Below are 13,288 nucleotides of genomic sequence, written 5' to 3'. Positions count from 1 at the left end.
AGGCCCGCGAGCGGGCCGGGGAATGGGGAGCCGGTGGAAGAGACGGCGGAAGCCATCGCAAATCTCACCAGGGAGCGGTGGGAGGCCAACGCGGACTACTGGGTGAAGGTGATCAGGGAGGGCCGCGACCGGTACCGCACCGAGCTCACCGACGCCGCCATGCTGGACGCGATCGGGCCGTGCAAGGGGCTGCGGGTGCTGGACGCCGGCTGCGGGGAGGGCTACATCGCGCGGACGCTGGCCGCCGAGGGCGCCGACGTCGTCGGCGTGGACGCCTGCCAGGGGTTGATCGACGCGGCCCGGGACGTGGCCGGCACGGCGGTGCCGGCGACCGGGATCGGGGGCTCGCTGTCGTTCACCCGGGCCAGCGTCGACGCGCTGCCCGTGGAGGACGACGGGTTCGACCTGGTCGTCTGCAACCACCTGTTCAGCCATCTGCAGGACCCGTCGCGCGCGATCGCGGAGTTCGGCCGGGTGCTGAAGAGCGGCGGGCGGCTGGTGTCGCTGACCCTGCACCCGTGCTTCTACGTGGAGAACTCCGAGCACGGCGCGAGGCAGAGCGTGCCGGCCGCGCAGTACTTCGCGTCCCGCGGGGTCGACCAGCGGTTCCTGGTGGACGGGCTGGAGTCGCCGTCGATGATCACATCGTGGCTCCGTCCGCTGGAGTTCTACTCTGGAACGCTCCGAGACAACGGGTTCGTGATCGCCGACCTCCGCGAGCCGCATCCGACCCCGGAGCAGCTGCGCGACGACCCGTGGTGGCGCGAGGGCTTCCCGACGGCCCTGTTCATGCTCTTGATCGCCGAACGCCGCTGACCTCCCCTGTTGCGCTGCGGCGGGTCGTCGTCAGGGGGCGCTCGTGACGTCAACACGCCGCAGCTCAACGTGAGGTGGGGGGCGGGGGCGGCGCATAGGGTCGGGACATGGAATCCGGTGAGGGCGGGGTGCCGGCGGCGCTCGCGGGGCATCCCGACAGGCTCCGGTGGAACGCCAAGTACGAGAGCGCGCCCGAGCCGTCGTTCGCGCCGCACCCGCTGGCCGTGCGGGCGCTGGCCGAGGCGCCTCCGGACGGGCCCGTCCTGGACCTGGCGTGCGGGACGGCCGGGTCGGCGCTGCTCGCCGCCGAGGAGGGACGGCGCGTCACGGCGGTGGACGTCTCCGAGGTGGCGCTCGACCGGCTCGGCGCGGAGGCGCGCCGCCGCGGCCTGGACGGGCTGATCACGCTCGTCCAGGACGATCTCGGGGCGTTCCGGCCCGCGCCGGCGACGTACGCGCTCGTCCTGTGCACGGGCTTCTGGGACCGCGCCGTGTTCCTGCGGGCCGCCGGGGCCGTCGTCCCGGGCGGGCTGCTGGCCTGGGAGGCGTTCACGGCGGAGGCCCGGCGGGTCCGCGACGCGCTGCCGGCCGAGTGGTGCCTCGGCGACTGCGAGCCCGCTTCCCTGCTGGACGGGGGCTTCGCGGTCCTGGAGCAGGACGACCTGCCGGACGGCCAGAAGCGGCGTTTGCTCGCCCGCGGTCCCGCGGCAGTATCCTGACGAGTCCCTGTGTCCTGCGGAGACCGTCCTCATGGGCGGGCCCCCGGGCAGGAACGCTCTTCCACGGCGAGTGACCGGTAGATTGCAGGTCGGCCTCCTTTGCGCGGTTTTCACGCTGTTCTTAGGCCGGTGCTGGAAGGGTGGTCACTTTCGTGATGTCGTCGACCCCGGAGCGAGTGAGGAACCATGGCCGAGGATGACAAGCCGGCGGTCAAGGCGAAGATCCCTAACGCCAAGAACATCCGCAGCCCGGAGTTCACCCCGCACGGGATCAGCGCCGGGCGCGGCAGCGGGCTGAACCGGCCGTCCGCGCTGACCGCGGCCCAGGCCCGCAAGCGGCGGATCGCGACGATCGCCGGCATCGTGGTGGCCGTGCTCGCCATCGCGGGCGGCGTCACCTACTACGTGACGCGGCCCGGGCCGAAGATCGAGGTGTCCGGCAAGTTCGGGGCCGAGTCGAAGGTGAAGATCCCGACGAAGCTCGCGCCGAACAAGTCGCTGAAGACCCGGACGCTGATCAAGGGCAGCGGCCCGGCGATCGCCGACGGCGACACGATGTTCGTGCAGTACTCCTTCTACCAGTGGGCGAAGCAGACCGACTCCGACGACTCCAAGAAGAAGAGCACGAGCAAGAAGATCGGCTCTTCCTACGAGCAGCAGACGCAGGGGTCGGGCGGGCCGCAGGCGCTCACCGTCGGCAAGAGCGGCGTCAAGGGCCTCGACAAGGGCCTGCTCGGCAAGACGGGCGGCAGCCGGGTCCTGGTGGAGGTCCCGCCGTCGATGGGCTTCGGCGACCAGGGCTCGCAGCTCGGCCTCGGCAAGAACGACTCGGTCGTCTTCGTCGTGGACGTCGCGGCCGTCGTGAAGAAGAACGCCGGCCCGCAGGGCGCCCCGCAGAAGCTGGACGACAAGAAGCTGCCGAAGGTCGAGGACCAGGGCGCCGGCAAGGCCCCGAAGGTGACGGTCCCGAAGGTGGACGCGCCGTCCAAGCTGCAGGTCAAGACGCTCGTCCAGGGCACCGGCCCGGCGCTGGCCAAGGGCGACGACGCGGTCGTCAACTACCAGGGGCAGATCTGGAAGGACGGCAAGGTCTTCGACTCCAGCTGGAAGAACGGCCAGCCGGCGATGTTCCCGATCGGCACCGGCGGCACCGTTCCCGGCTTCGACAAGGGCCTGACCGGCGCGAAGGTCGGCAGCCGGGTGCTGCTGGTCCTGCCGCCGGCCGAGGGCTACGGCAAGAACGGCAACGCGCAGGCCGGGATCAAGGGCACCGACACCCTGGTGTTCGTGGTGGACATCCTCGCCAAGGTGCAGAAGTGAGCGCCCGCGCCGCGTGACGGCGCGCAGGCGGAGACGAGCGGCGGGCGCCCCCGGTGGGGGTCCCCGCCGCTCGCGTTGGCGGGGGCGAGGGTTCCCGGGGGGCGTGCGAGATCCGTCACGACAACCCCGAGGGCGCTTTGACCGTCCTCTTATCGGGAAGCCAAGGATGTGCATTGGGCGGCCCATCGCATGGATCCCCTCAGGTATCGTCGGTAACGCAATAATCACGGGGGGCTTGTGAGCAGCACGGAAAAAGGTCAGGAAGAGGGCGCACCGGGCACTGCGGACGATCTCCGCGAGGACGGTGCGAAGGCCGCTCCGGCGGGCGGATCAGACGATTCCGCGCCGCGCCCGGAGTCGGCGGGCGCGCCCGCCGATGTCGACGGCCAGGCCCGTGACCAGGAACGGGACGGGGCGGCCGGGCGCGCGGCGCAGGCCCCCGCGGCCCGGACGGCGACGCTCACCGTGGACTCCGGAGAAACCACCCCAGACCTGAAAAACTCCCCGAACACCGACATATCTCAGAATCGCGACAAGGAGCCCGCAGAGGGCCCTGTGGAGAGCGCCGGGGAGAGCCCTGCGGAGAGCGCGGCGCCCGCCGCGACCGCGCAATCCCCCGCCGCCGGGCCGGGCGCTCCGGCCACCGAAAAGGGCACGTCCCCCGATAACGACCGCCCCGGGCGGGACGATCCGGACGGCTCCGGAAGCGCTGGTGTGAGCGGCTCCCCGGCCGGAGATACCAAGACCATGTCGGCTGCGTCGTCGAGGCAAGGAGGCCCGCCGGGGCGCGGCCCCGGCGGCGGTTCGGGCGGCGGCGGTGGCGGCAAGGGACCGAAGAAGCCGCGCAGCCGTCGCGTCCGCTACCTGCGGCGCATCCTGTTCACGCTGCTCGGCATCCTCGGGTTCCTCGTCGCGGCGTTCGCGATCGCCTACATCTTCACGCCGGTCCCCTCGCCGCAGCAGCAGGCGCTCGCGCAGGGGCCCGCCTTCTACTACTCCGACGGCAAGACCCTGATCGCCAAGACCGGCATGAACCGGGACGCGGTGAAGTTCGACCAGATCCCGAAGAGCACCCGCGACGCGGTCATCGCGGCCGAGAACCGCAGCTTCTACCAGGACCCGGGCGTGTCGATCCAGGGCACCGCGCGGGCGTTCTGGTCCACCGCGACCGGCGAGCAGCTGCAGGGCGGCTCCACCATCACCCAGCAGATGGTCCGCAACTACTACGGCGGCATCGGCAAGGAGCGCTCGGTCACCCGCAAGCTCAAGGAGATCATGGTCTCCTTGAAGGTGGGCCGGGAGAAGTCCAAGGACTGGATCCTCGAGCAGTACCTCAACACCATCTACTTCGGCCGCGACGCCTACGGTGTGCAGGCCGCCGCGCACGCCTACTACAACAAGGACGTCAAGGACCTCACGCCCGCCGAGTCGGCGTACCTGGCGGCCGCGATCCAGCAGCCGAGCAACTTCGCCGACCCGACCGGCCAGCACCGCGTCTACGCCGAGCAGCGCTGGCACGCCGTGGTGAACAACATGGTCCGGGACGGGGCGCTGTCCCCCGCCGACGCCGCGTCGATGACGTTCCCGGCACCCGGCAAGGAGAAGATCACCGACGTCCTCAAGGGCCAGAAGGGCTACATGGTCAACCTGGCCAAGAAGGAGCTGGAGGAGCGGCGCGGCTACACCGAGGACGAGATCAACCGCAGCGGCCTGAAGATCACCACGACGTTCGACAAGCGGCTGATGGACGCGGCGAAGCAGGCCGTGGAGAACAACGTCCCGGCCGGGACGAGCAAGAAGATCCGGACCGGGCTGGTGTCGGTCGACCCGAACACCGGGCAGGTGCTGGCCTTCTACGGCGGCCGCGACTACCTGACGGAGGCGGCGAGCAGCGCGTTCTACGACACCGCGCAGGCCGGGTCGGGCTTCAAGCCGATCGCGCTGGCCGCCGCGCTGGAGGACGGCAAGAGCCTGTCCGACACCTATGACGGCAGCTCCCCGCAGTACTTCGGCGGCCACTCCATCAAGAACGACAGCGGCGAGAGCTTCGGGAACATCAACCTCGTCACCGCGACCGAGCACTCGGTCAACACCGCCTACGTCAACCTCGGCCAGGACATCGGCAACGACAAGATCGCCGCGATGGCCGAGAAGCTCGGCATCTCGGCGTCGCAGATGACGCCGGACCAGCGCGCCGCGGCGTCGTTCCCGCTCGGCATCGTGTCGCTGCACCCGGTGCAGCAGGCCGGGGTGTACGCGACGTTCGCCGACGAGGGCGTGTACCGGCAGCCGTACGTGGTGAAGTCGGTGACCGACAACGAGGGCCAGGCCCGCAAGTTCTCCGAGAAGGGCGAGCGGGCGTTCGGCACCCAGGTCGCGCGGGACGCCACGTACGCGATGCAGCAGGTCGTCCAGGGCGGCACCGGCACCGGCGCGCAGCTGCCCGACGGCCGCGACGTCGCCGGCAAGACCGGCACCACCGACGAGGGCCGGGCGATCTGGTTCAACGGGTTCGTCCCGCAGATGGCGACGAGCGTGGCGATGTTCCGCGAGGACAACAAGGCGCTGAACATCCCCGGGTACGGCTCCTACGGCGGGCAGCTGCCCACCCAGATCTGGCGCTCGTACATGACCGACGCGGTCGACATCAAGGGCTACGACCCGAAGACGTTCGGGTCGCCGTCGGAGACGCCGGGCAGCGGCTGGGGCGTCCCGTCGCCGGGCGGCGGCGCGCCGAGCACCGAGGGGCCGCGCACCGACGGCCCGACGCACCGTCCCTCCGGCGGGACGGGCGGGCCGCGCCAGCCGAAGCCGCCGACGGACCTGCCGACCATCATCCCGACGCTGCCCGGCGGCGGTGACGGCGGCGGGAACGGCGGTGGAGGCACCGACGGCGGCGGCAACGGCGGCGGCACCGACGGCGGTGGAGGGAACGACGGCGGCGGCGGTACCGGCGACGGCACCGGCGGCCAGATGTTCAACTGAGCGCGAGGGGCCCGGCGGTCGCACCGCCGGGCCTCTGCGCGTCCGCCCCACCCCGTGCCGCTAGGCGCATGCCTTTCCGATACGGGCCGGTGTGTCGTTCATCACGGCGCTGAGCTGCGAGGCGTCCCCGGTGCCGACGGTCGTGGCCGCCGCGCGCAGCCGCTGCGACTCGGCCCGCAGCGCCTTCTTCAGCGCCCCGTCGTCGGCCTCCTTCGCCAGCGCGTCGAGGCGGGTCGCGAGCCGCTGCGTCGCCTGGCCCCACTGCGCGGGCTCCGCCGCCGGCACGCTCCTGACCTGGGTGATGTACTGCTGGAACGCCTTCTTGGTGTCGCTGCAGACCTGGCCGGAGTTGCCCCCCAGCGCCCCGCACGCGCCCAGCAGGCCGGACACGCCGAGCATCACCACGCCCCCGGCAAGCGCCCGAACCACCCGGTACCGCATCGCACCCTCCCCCTTGATCTGCCACAGGCTCCGCATATACTTCCGCACTAGGTCATGAGCGCCAGCGCCAAGCCCCGGCTCGCTGGCCGGCAACCCTTCGTCCGCGATGGGGTGCCCCGGGTGAGGACCTGGCCGGACGCGGCACCGCGTTCCGGCAAGCGCGGATCCCGCAGGCACGGCCCCGGGGTCCCTGACCCCGGAAGGAACCGGCATGCCCGCCACGCTCGCCTCCGCACCGTCCCTCGCCCCGCTCACGCCTGCTGAGACGCCGGGCACCGCACGGGAAGTTCGCGCCTTCCCGCGCGTCGTCGGCGCGGACGCGCCCGTCCCGCTGAACGACGGCCGCCACGTCCCCTACGCCAACCTCGACTACGCCGCCAGCGCGCCTTGTCTGGAGGCGGTGCACGAGGCCGTCACCCGTGCGCTGCCCTACTACAGCAGCGTGCATCGCGGCGCCGGCTACGCCTCGCAGGTCACGACGGAGGCGTACGAGAGCGCGCGCGAGACCGTCCGCGAGTTCCTCGGCGCGTGGCGCCGCGCCGCCGTCGTGTTCACCCGCAACACCACCGACGCGATGAACCTGCTCGCGCACGCCGTCCCGTCCGGGACGAGCGTCGTCGTGTTCGACTCCGAGCACCACGCGTCGCTGCTCCCGTGGAAGCGGCCCGTGCGGCTCCCCGTCCCCGCCACGCCCGCCGAGGCGATCGGCGCCGCCGACCGCGCGCTCGCCGCGACCCCGGTCGGCGCGCGGCTGCTCGTCGTCACCGCCGCGTCCAACGTCACCGGCGAGCTGTGGCCGATCCGCGAGCTGGCGCAGGTCGCCCGCCGGCACGGCGCCCGCATCGCGGTGGACGCCGCGCAGCTCGTCCCGCACCGCCCGCTCGACATGACCGCGCTCGGCCTGGACTACGTCGCGTTCTCCGGCCACAAGCTGTACGCACCGTTCGGCGCGGGCGTGCTCGCCGGGCGCGCCGACTGGCTGCGCGCAGCCGACCCGTACCTCAAGGGCGGCGGCGCCAGCGCGTCCGTCGCCGGCGCGGTCCGGTGGGCGCCGGCGGCGGAGCAGCGGCACGAGGCCGGCACCCCCAACGTCCTCGGCGTCATCGCGCTCGCCGCCGCCTGCGAGGCCCTCACCGCCGCCGGCTGGGACGCGCTCGCCGCCCGCGAGGAGCGGCTCCTCGCCCGGCTGCGCGCCGGGCTCGCCGCGCTCCCCCACGTCCGCGAGCTCACCCTGTGGGGCGACCGGTCGCCGCGCGTGGGAATCGTGTCTTTCACCGTGACCGGCTGGAACGCGCGCGACGTGGCGCTTACGCTGTCCGGTGAGCACGGCATCGGCGTGCGGGACGGCAAGTTCTGCGCGCACCCGCTCGTCCGGCACCTGCTGGGCGGGGACGACTCCGCCGGCTGCGGCGGCGAGGGGGCGGCCGTCCGCGCGAGCATCGGGATCGGGACCACCGAGGAGCACATCGACCGGCTGTGCACCGCGCTGGCGCGACTGGCACCGCGCTGACCTGCGGACTCGCCGGCGAGCACAGACGTTTATGGCCTTTGGTCCTGTTCGCCCCTGTAGCGTAGGCAGTCGCGCTACTTCCCGCCGGATCTCCCACCGGGACCCGGCGGGTCGGGGATGAGCACGGACGAAACAGGGGGTGGCGGCGGTGGCCGACGCGTGGCGACCCACGTCGGACTTGGAACGCCGACTGGAGGAGAGCGTACGGGCCGGAGACCAGGAGGGCTACTTCCGCATCCTCGCGGGCAGCGAGCTCGTGGTGCCCGTCCCGGACGACGCCGTCGACGGGGTGCTCGCCGGGCGGTCGGGGCCCGCCTGGCCGACCCGCGAGGAGGACGGCCGCGTCCACGTCCTCGCCTACACCTCCGCCGCCGCGATGCGCGCGTGCCTCGGCCCGTCCTGGCGGCACTTCATGACGCTGCGCTTCGGCGACCTCGCCGAGACCTGGCCCGACGCCCGCTGGTGGCTGGCCGTCGACGCGCCCGGCCACCCGGGCGGCGTCCCGCTGCCGATCGAGGCGCGGATGCCCGCCTGGTTCGTCCGGCAGGTCGCCGACGGCGACGGCCGCCCGCCGCAGGTCGGCCGCCCCGACCTCGCGTCCGCCGCCCCGGCACCCGCACCCGCATCTACGCCTGCCCCGGCGGCACCGCCGGCGCCGGAGCCGCCCGCCCCCGTGGCGGAGCCCGCACCGGAACCGGCTCCCGAACCCGCTCCCGAGCCCGCGGCGCCACCCGCTCCGGCTCAGGCCGCAGCGCCGCCGGCCCCCTCGGCCCCGTCGCCGCCGGCCCCGTCATCGCCGCCGTCGGACGAGTCGCCGTGGGAGGAGCTGCAGGGCCAGCACCGCGAGCTGCCCCGCGAGGCGCCCCGCGAACCGGCCCGGCCCGAGTTCCACCCCGCCAACGACGTCGAACGCGAACTGCTGCGCGCCGCTGCGAACAACGACCACGACCTGTTCCTGCAGACGATGGCGGACACCGAGATCCTGCTGCCCGTCCCGGACGACACCGACTACACGCTCCGCCCCGGCCGCCCCGGCTTCCCGTGGCGGACCCGCGAGATCGACGGCAGCACCGTCGTCCCCGTCTTCACCTCCCCCGAGCGCCTCATCGAGGCCGCCCACGCCGCCGGGACCGGCACCGAGTACATCAAGCTGCCGTTCACCGTCGCGCTGCGCTACTGGCCCGACCACGGCTGGCTCCTCGCCATCAACTCCGGCTCCCCCGCCGGCGGCACCGTCATGGCCGCCCAGCTCCCCGGCCTCGCCACCTGGGCCGACCAGCGCGCCGCCGCCCGGATGACCGACCGGTTCGAGCCGCAGAACGACATCGAGCAGCGCCTCTTCGACGCCGCCCGCCGCCGCGACACCGACACCTTCTTCAAGGTGCTCCTCGGCGCGCAGGTCCTCGTCCCCGCCGACCCCGACACCCCGTGGGGCATCGCGCCCGACGACCCGGCGTTCCCGTGGCGGCCCGTCACCGTCCACGGCCGCACGTCCGTGCAGCTGTTCACGTCCCTCAAGTGGATGAACGAGGCGATCGGCTCGTCCCGCTTCGTGATGCCGAGCCTGCTGGACGTCGTGTCCGCCTGGCCCGACCCCGAGTGGACGCTCGTCCTCAACCCCGGCACCCCGATCGACGCCACGATGCCCGGCGAGCAGGTCCGCGCGCTCAGCGGGCCGCCGCGCACCGCGCCCGAGAAGGCCGCCACCCCGCCGTCGGCCGCGACTCCTCCTCCCCCGGAGAACCCCGCCGTTCCCGTCGCACCGGCCGTCCCGTCCACGGACGCGTCCCCGGTGCCCGACGGCGCGCCGAGCGAACCGGCCGGCACCGGCACCGGCCCGCAGCAGCGGCCCGGCTACGTCCCGTCCGACCCCGGCGCGGCGGCGATCCCGACCGGCGAGGCGGCCCAGCCGTCCGGTAGCCACGCCGCCCCGAGCGCGCCTGCCGAGCCTGAGCAGCCCGCCTTTCCCGCTGCCGATCCCGCCGTCCCCGGGCCGCCGGACCAGGCTCCAGCGGCACCTTCGGACACGACCGGCGGTCACCCGACCGCCGTCCCGCCCCTGCCGGCGGAGCAGCCCGCCTTCGGCGCTCCAGAGCCCGCCCCGGGAGCCGACCCGCGCCACGACACGGGCCCGCAACCCCAGGTCACCGCGCCGAACCACGAGCCCTCGGCACCCTCGGCCACCTCCGGCGGATTCCCGACCACCGGCCCCACACCGCCGACGGAATCGCCGGGCTTCAACGCGGCGGACCCCGCCCCCGCACCGGAAAACGACCCGCACCACACCAGGCCACAGCCCCAGGTCAGCGCACCCAACCACGAACCCACAGCGCCCTCGACCACCTCCGGCGGATACCCCACCACCGGCCCCACACCGCCGACCGAACAGCCCGGTTTCAACGCGCCGGGAGACGGCCCGCACCAGACCGGTCCCCAGCCTCAGGTCAGCGCAGCGGACCACGAGCCGGCGGCACCGTCCACCACCTCCGGCGGGCACCCCACGGTCGTGCCGCCGCAGCCGCAGGTCGGCGTTCCGGGGGGCGGTGAACCGGTGGCGCCGCCGGTTCCGTCCGGTGGGAGAGAAGACGTGCCCGCTTACGGGCCGCAGCCGCCTGCCGCAGAGCCGTCCTATGGCGCGTACAACACGGCCCTGCCCGGAGACACCGGTCCGCGGCACCTCCCCACCACGGAAGCGCCGGCAGAGCCCGAGCCGTCAGTGCCGGACGCGGCGGGCGGTTACGCGCCCGAAGCCAACGCGTCCACCGTGACCGGCGGCCACGCGATCGTCGGCCTGGGTCCGGCGAGCGACTCGCCCGCCCCGGAGTCGACCGCCGCGACGGAACCGCCGGGCGACCCGCAGGCGCCGGAGCGGCGGCTGCGGCCGGTCGGCGCCCCCGAGCCAGAGTTCGAGCCCGGCAACCGCATCGACCAGGAGCTCTACGAGGCGGCCCTCGGCGGCGACTCCGACGCGTTCCTCCGCGTCCTGCTGAACGCGAACGTCCTCGTGCCCATCCCGGCGGACGCCCCGCTCGAAGTGACGCCGGTGCAGCGCGAGTTCCGGTGGGACGCGGCGCTGCGCGACGGCACCGCCGTCCGGGTGTTCACCTCCCTCGTCCGGCTTCGGGAGGTCCTGCCGGAGTCCCGGTTCGTCTACGCCGACTTCCGCGAGCTGATCGGCGCGTGGCCCCGCGACGACTGGGCGCTGCTGCTCAACCCGGGCACGCGGATCGGCGCGTCCCTGCGCGGCGACCAGGTGCGGGCGCTGAGCGAGTGGGCCCTGCGCGTCGGCCTCGTCCAGGCGCGCCCGGCCGCCCCGGCCGCGCCGCCCGCCCCGCGGGAACCCGCCGCGGACATGACCGTGCAGGACGTCGTCACGGCGGCCCCGGCGCGGACCGAGGACCTCGACGACCGCGTGTCCCAGCCGACGATCATGCAGAAGGTCGTCCCGCACGGGCACGTCGGCTGGTACCTGGAGCAGGGCTACGACCGCGTCGGCGGGTTCGTCCACCCGACGGGCGACGTCGCGGAACTCCAGACGCCCGTCCAGCTGTACGAGGCGCTGGGGCTCCTCTATGAGGACACGCCGTTCTCGCCCGCGGACGAGGGCGTGTACGTCATCCGGTGGCCCGCGTACTGCCCCGACCTGTACCGGATCCCGTTCGGCGGGCGCGACGCGGAGGAGATGGCCTCCTGGGGCGACGCGGGCTGGGTGATCGAGCGGCCCCCGTTCGTCGGCGGCGGGTTCGCGCCCGGCAGCGCGGGCTCCATCCGCGAGTACAAGGTGGACAGCGTCCGGCTCCCGTACGGCGCCGAGATGTACTACCTGGGCATGGATCGTTCGGAGAGGTTCGTCGCGATGTACGACCCCGACCGGCTCGCGTGGCTGCGGCCCGACGCGTCCACCGGTTCCGACGGGCGCGACGGCCGGGCGGGAGCGGCGCAGTGATCAGGGACGGCTACGTGGCGCGCTGGCTCGGCCGCGACTTCGAGGCGGCGCCGGGCGCCGACGGCGAGGTCCGGCTCTACACGCCGGGGCCGACGGACGGGTTCGAGGAGCTGCGCCCCGGCCGGTTCCGGCGGATCGTGCCGGCGTCGGAGGTCGAGGAGCTCCGGTACGTCCGGACGACGTGCCGGTGGCGCGGGGAGCGGTTCGTCATCGTCGGCGAGCACGAGACGTGGCTGCGCGTCGAATATGTCGGCGGCCGCGCCCCGGTGGCCGAATCGCTCGGCCTCGAACGCATTGACCAGGGCGTTTGGCAGGCGTGGGCGCCCGCCACGGAGATAGAGGACGTCCGAGAGGAAGTCATGTGAACGTCCCCGGGGTTGCTTTGGCCCGTTCATCCGTGTTCGCATGAGTCCTGGGACGATCTCCCGGGTACAGCGGGCACAGGCGCTCAAAGGCGATGCGACGGAGGTGCTGGGGCGGTGTACTGCCGACCGGCGGTGAAACCGATCTTTGTTGGGCTCGGGGCGGCGGCCGTCCTCGCCGCCGGAGGCGCGTCCGCCTCCGCCGATGACACCACGTCGCCGGCCCCTTCCGACTCGGCCTCCGCATCACCCAGTCCGGCGCCGAAGCTCACGGTCGTGGCGTCGGTCGAGAGCCCGGCGAACGCGGGAACGAACGCCCTCGTCACGACGCGGGCGTCCACGACCACGGGCACCGCCGAGGCCGTCCATGTGGTCTCCGTCACCCTGAGCACGTCGAACAAGGCCGCGAAGGCGTCGTTCACCGAAGGGTGCCGGCCCCCGTCGACGGTCAAGCTCTGCGACTTCGGCAACGTGGGCACCGACCCGAAGACGGTCACGACCTCCGTCTTCGTCCCCAAGAGCCTGCCCAAGTCCATGATCGTCACCGTCACCGTCACCGTGGCGGGGACCGCCGACGGCAAGGACCTGACCGGCAGCGACACGGCGGCGGTCACCTACCGCCCGCTGAAGACGTCGGCGCCGCCGACCACGTCGAAGCCGACGAAGTCGCCGTCCAAGTCGCCTTCGCCGTCCAAGAGCGCGACGCCGTCGGCGTCGGCGTCCGGCGGCGGGCACGGCTCCTCGTCCGGCGGCGGCAGCGGCAGCGGATCGTCGGGCGGCACGAGCGGGACGACCGGGGGCAGCGGGACGACGTCCGGTAGCGGTTACGTGCCGCCGGAGCCGAACTCGTCGTTCCAGGCGAAGAACCCGCAGGTGGCGCTGCCGCCGATCGCGGCGCCGAGCCCGTCGATCGCGCCGAACATCGTGTCGGTGACGCCGGAGAGCAGGCTGCGCGGGAACAAGGCCCCCGTCGCGCAGGACCTCACCTTCGAGCGGGTCGCGAGCACGCAGGTCGCGTGGCTGGCGGCGCTGATGGTGGCGATCGCGGTGCTGCTCACGCAGCTGCGGCTCGGCAAGCGGCGCGCCCCCGCCGGCGCCGCCGCGGCCGCCATGCGCCGCGCGAAGGGCATGCACCGCCGGACGCGCCGCGGCATGTTCGGCAAGTGAGCGACGCAGTCATCCCGGCAAG

At 73.5% G+C, this 13,288-nt stretch carries 9 protein-coding genes and 1 riboswitch; of the genes, 8 read left to right on the top strand and 1 reads right to left on the bottom strand.

Features of this window, described 5'->3' with window-relative positions; genetic code table 11:
• Window positions 1–33 precede the first annotated feature (33 nt).
• From amrb99_RS40500 to amrb99_RS40485, 4 genes are all read left to right on the top strand, one after another.
• A complete protein-coding gene (locus amrb99_RS40500) occupies window positions 34–816 on the top strand; it encodes a class I SAM-dependent methyltransferase (RefSeq protein WP_190866564.1) in 783 nt (260 codons plus the stop codon).
• A gap of 107 nt (window positions 817–923) precedes the next feature.
• On the top strand, window positions 924–1,535 hold the full coding sequence (locus tag amrb99_RS40495; protein ID WP_190866561.1) for a class I SAM-dependent methyltransferase: 612 nt from the start codon (window positions 924–926) through the stop codon (window positions 1,533–1,535).
• A gap of 186 nt (window positions 1,536–1,721) precedes the next feature.
• On the top strand, window positions 1,722–2,855 hold the full coding sequence (locus tag amrb99_RS40490) for an FKBP-type peptidyl-prolyl cis-trans isomerase (RefSeq protein WP_190866559.1): 1,134 nt from the start codon (window positions 1,722–1,724) through the stop codon (window positions 2,853–2,855).
• 747 nt (window positions 2,856–3,602) lie between these two features.
• Window positions 3,603–5,840 carry a transglycosylase domain-containing protein gene (locus amrb99_RS40485; RefSeq protein ID WP_190866556.1) on the top strand — a complete coding sequence of 746 codons (2,238 nt, stop codon included), beginning with the start codon at window positions 3,603–3,605 and terminating at the stop codon, window positions 5,838–5,840.
• A 60-nt stretch (window positions 5,841–5,900) separates the two neighbouring features.
• On the opposite strand, the gene amrb99_RS40480 is transcribed toward amrb99_RS40485, so the two are convergent.
• On the bottom strand, window positions 5,901–6,281 hold the full coding sequence (locus amrb99_RS40480; RefSeq protein ID WP_190866554.1) for a hypothetical protein: 381 nt from the start codon (window positions 6,279–6,281) through the stop codon (window positions 5,901–5,903).
• A gap of 50 nt (window positions 6,282–6,331) precedes the next feature.
• Window positions 6,332–6,448: riboswitch (SAM riboswitch) on the top strand.
• A gap of 44 nt (window positions 6,449–6,492) precedes the next feature.
• Here amrb99_RS40480 and amrb99_RS40475 point away from each other — a divergent pair.
• The 4 genes from amrb99_RS40475 (at window position 6,493) to amrb99_RS40460 (ending at window position 13,266) form a co-directional block, all read left to right on the top strand.
• A complete protein-coding gene (locus amrb99_RS40475; RefSeq protein ID WP_190866552.1) occupies window positions 6,493–7,791 on the top strand; it encodes an aminotransferase class V-fold PLP-dependent enzyme in 1,299 nt (432 codons plus the stop codon).
• Between the two features lie 178 nt (window positions 7,792–7,969).
• Window positions 7,970–11,737: an SseB family protein gene (locus amrb99_RS40470; RefSeq protein ID WP_190866550.1), complete on the top strand. Its 3,768-nt coding sequence runs from the start codon at window positions 7,970–7,972 to the stop codon at window positions 11,735–11,737.
• Window positions 11,734–12,102 carry a hypothetical protein gene (locus amrb99_RS40465; RefSeq protein ID WP_190866548.1) on the top strand — a complete coding sequence of 123 codons (369 nt, stop codon included), beginning with the start codon at window positions 11,734–11,736 and terminating at the stop codon, window positions 12,100–12,102. Before amrb99_RS40470 ends, amrb99_RS40465 begins: the two co-directional genes overlap by 4 nt.
• Before the next feature lie 273 nt (window positions 12,103–12,375).
• Window positions 12,376–13,266 carry a hypothetical protein gene (locus amrb99_RS40460; RefSeq protein WP_190866546.1) on the top strand — a complete coding sequence of 297 codons (891 nt, stop codon included), beginning with the start codon at window positions 12,376–12,378 and terminating at the stop codon, window positions 13,264–13,266.
• Window positions 13,267–13,288 lie beyond the last annotated feature (22 nt).

Origin of the sequence: Actinomadura sp. RB99, assembly GCF_014706005.1 — a bacterium.
Classification (GTDB): domain Bacteria; phylum Actinomycetota; class Actinomycetes; order Streptosporangiales; family Streptosporangiaceae; genus Spirillospora.
This window is presented reverse-complemented; position numbering and strand designations above follow the sequence as displayed.

Excerpts from the sequence above, each read along its gene's own strand:
- amrb99_RS40495 (WP_190866561.1), top strand. The coding sequence starts at position 924 with ATGGAATCCGGTGAGGGCGGGGTGCCGGCGGCGCTCGCGGGGCATCCC.
- amrb99_RS40490 (WP_190866559.1), top strand. The coding sequence starts at position 1,722 with ATGGCCGAGGATGACAAGCCGGCGGTCAAGGCGAAGATCCCTAACGCC.
- amrb99_RS40485 (WP_190866556.1), top strand. The coding sequence starts at position 3,603 with ATGTCGGCTGCGTCGTCGAGGCAAGGAGGCCCGCCGGGGCGCGGCCCC.
- amrb99_RS40480 (WP_190866554.1), bottom strand. The coding sequence starts at position 6,281 with ATGCGGTACCGGGTGGTTCGGGCGCTTGCCGGGGGCGTGGTGATGCTC.
- amrb99_RS40475 (WP_190866552.1), top strand. The coding sequence starts at position 6,493 with ATGCCCGCCACGCTCGCCTCCGCACCGTCCCTCGCCCCGCTCACGCCT.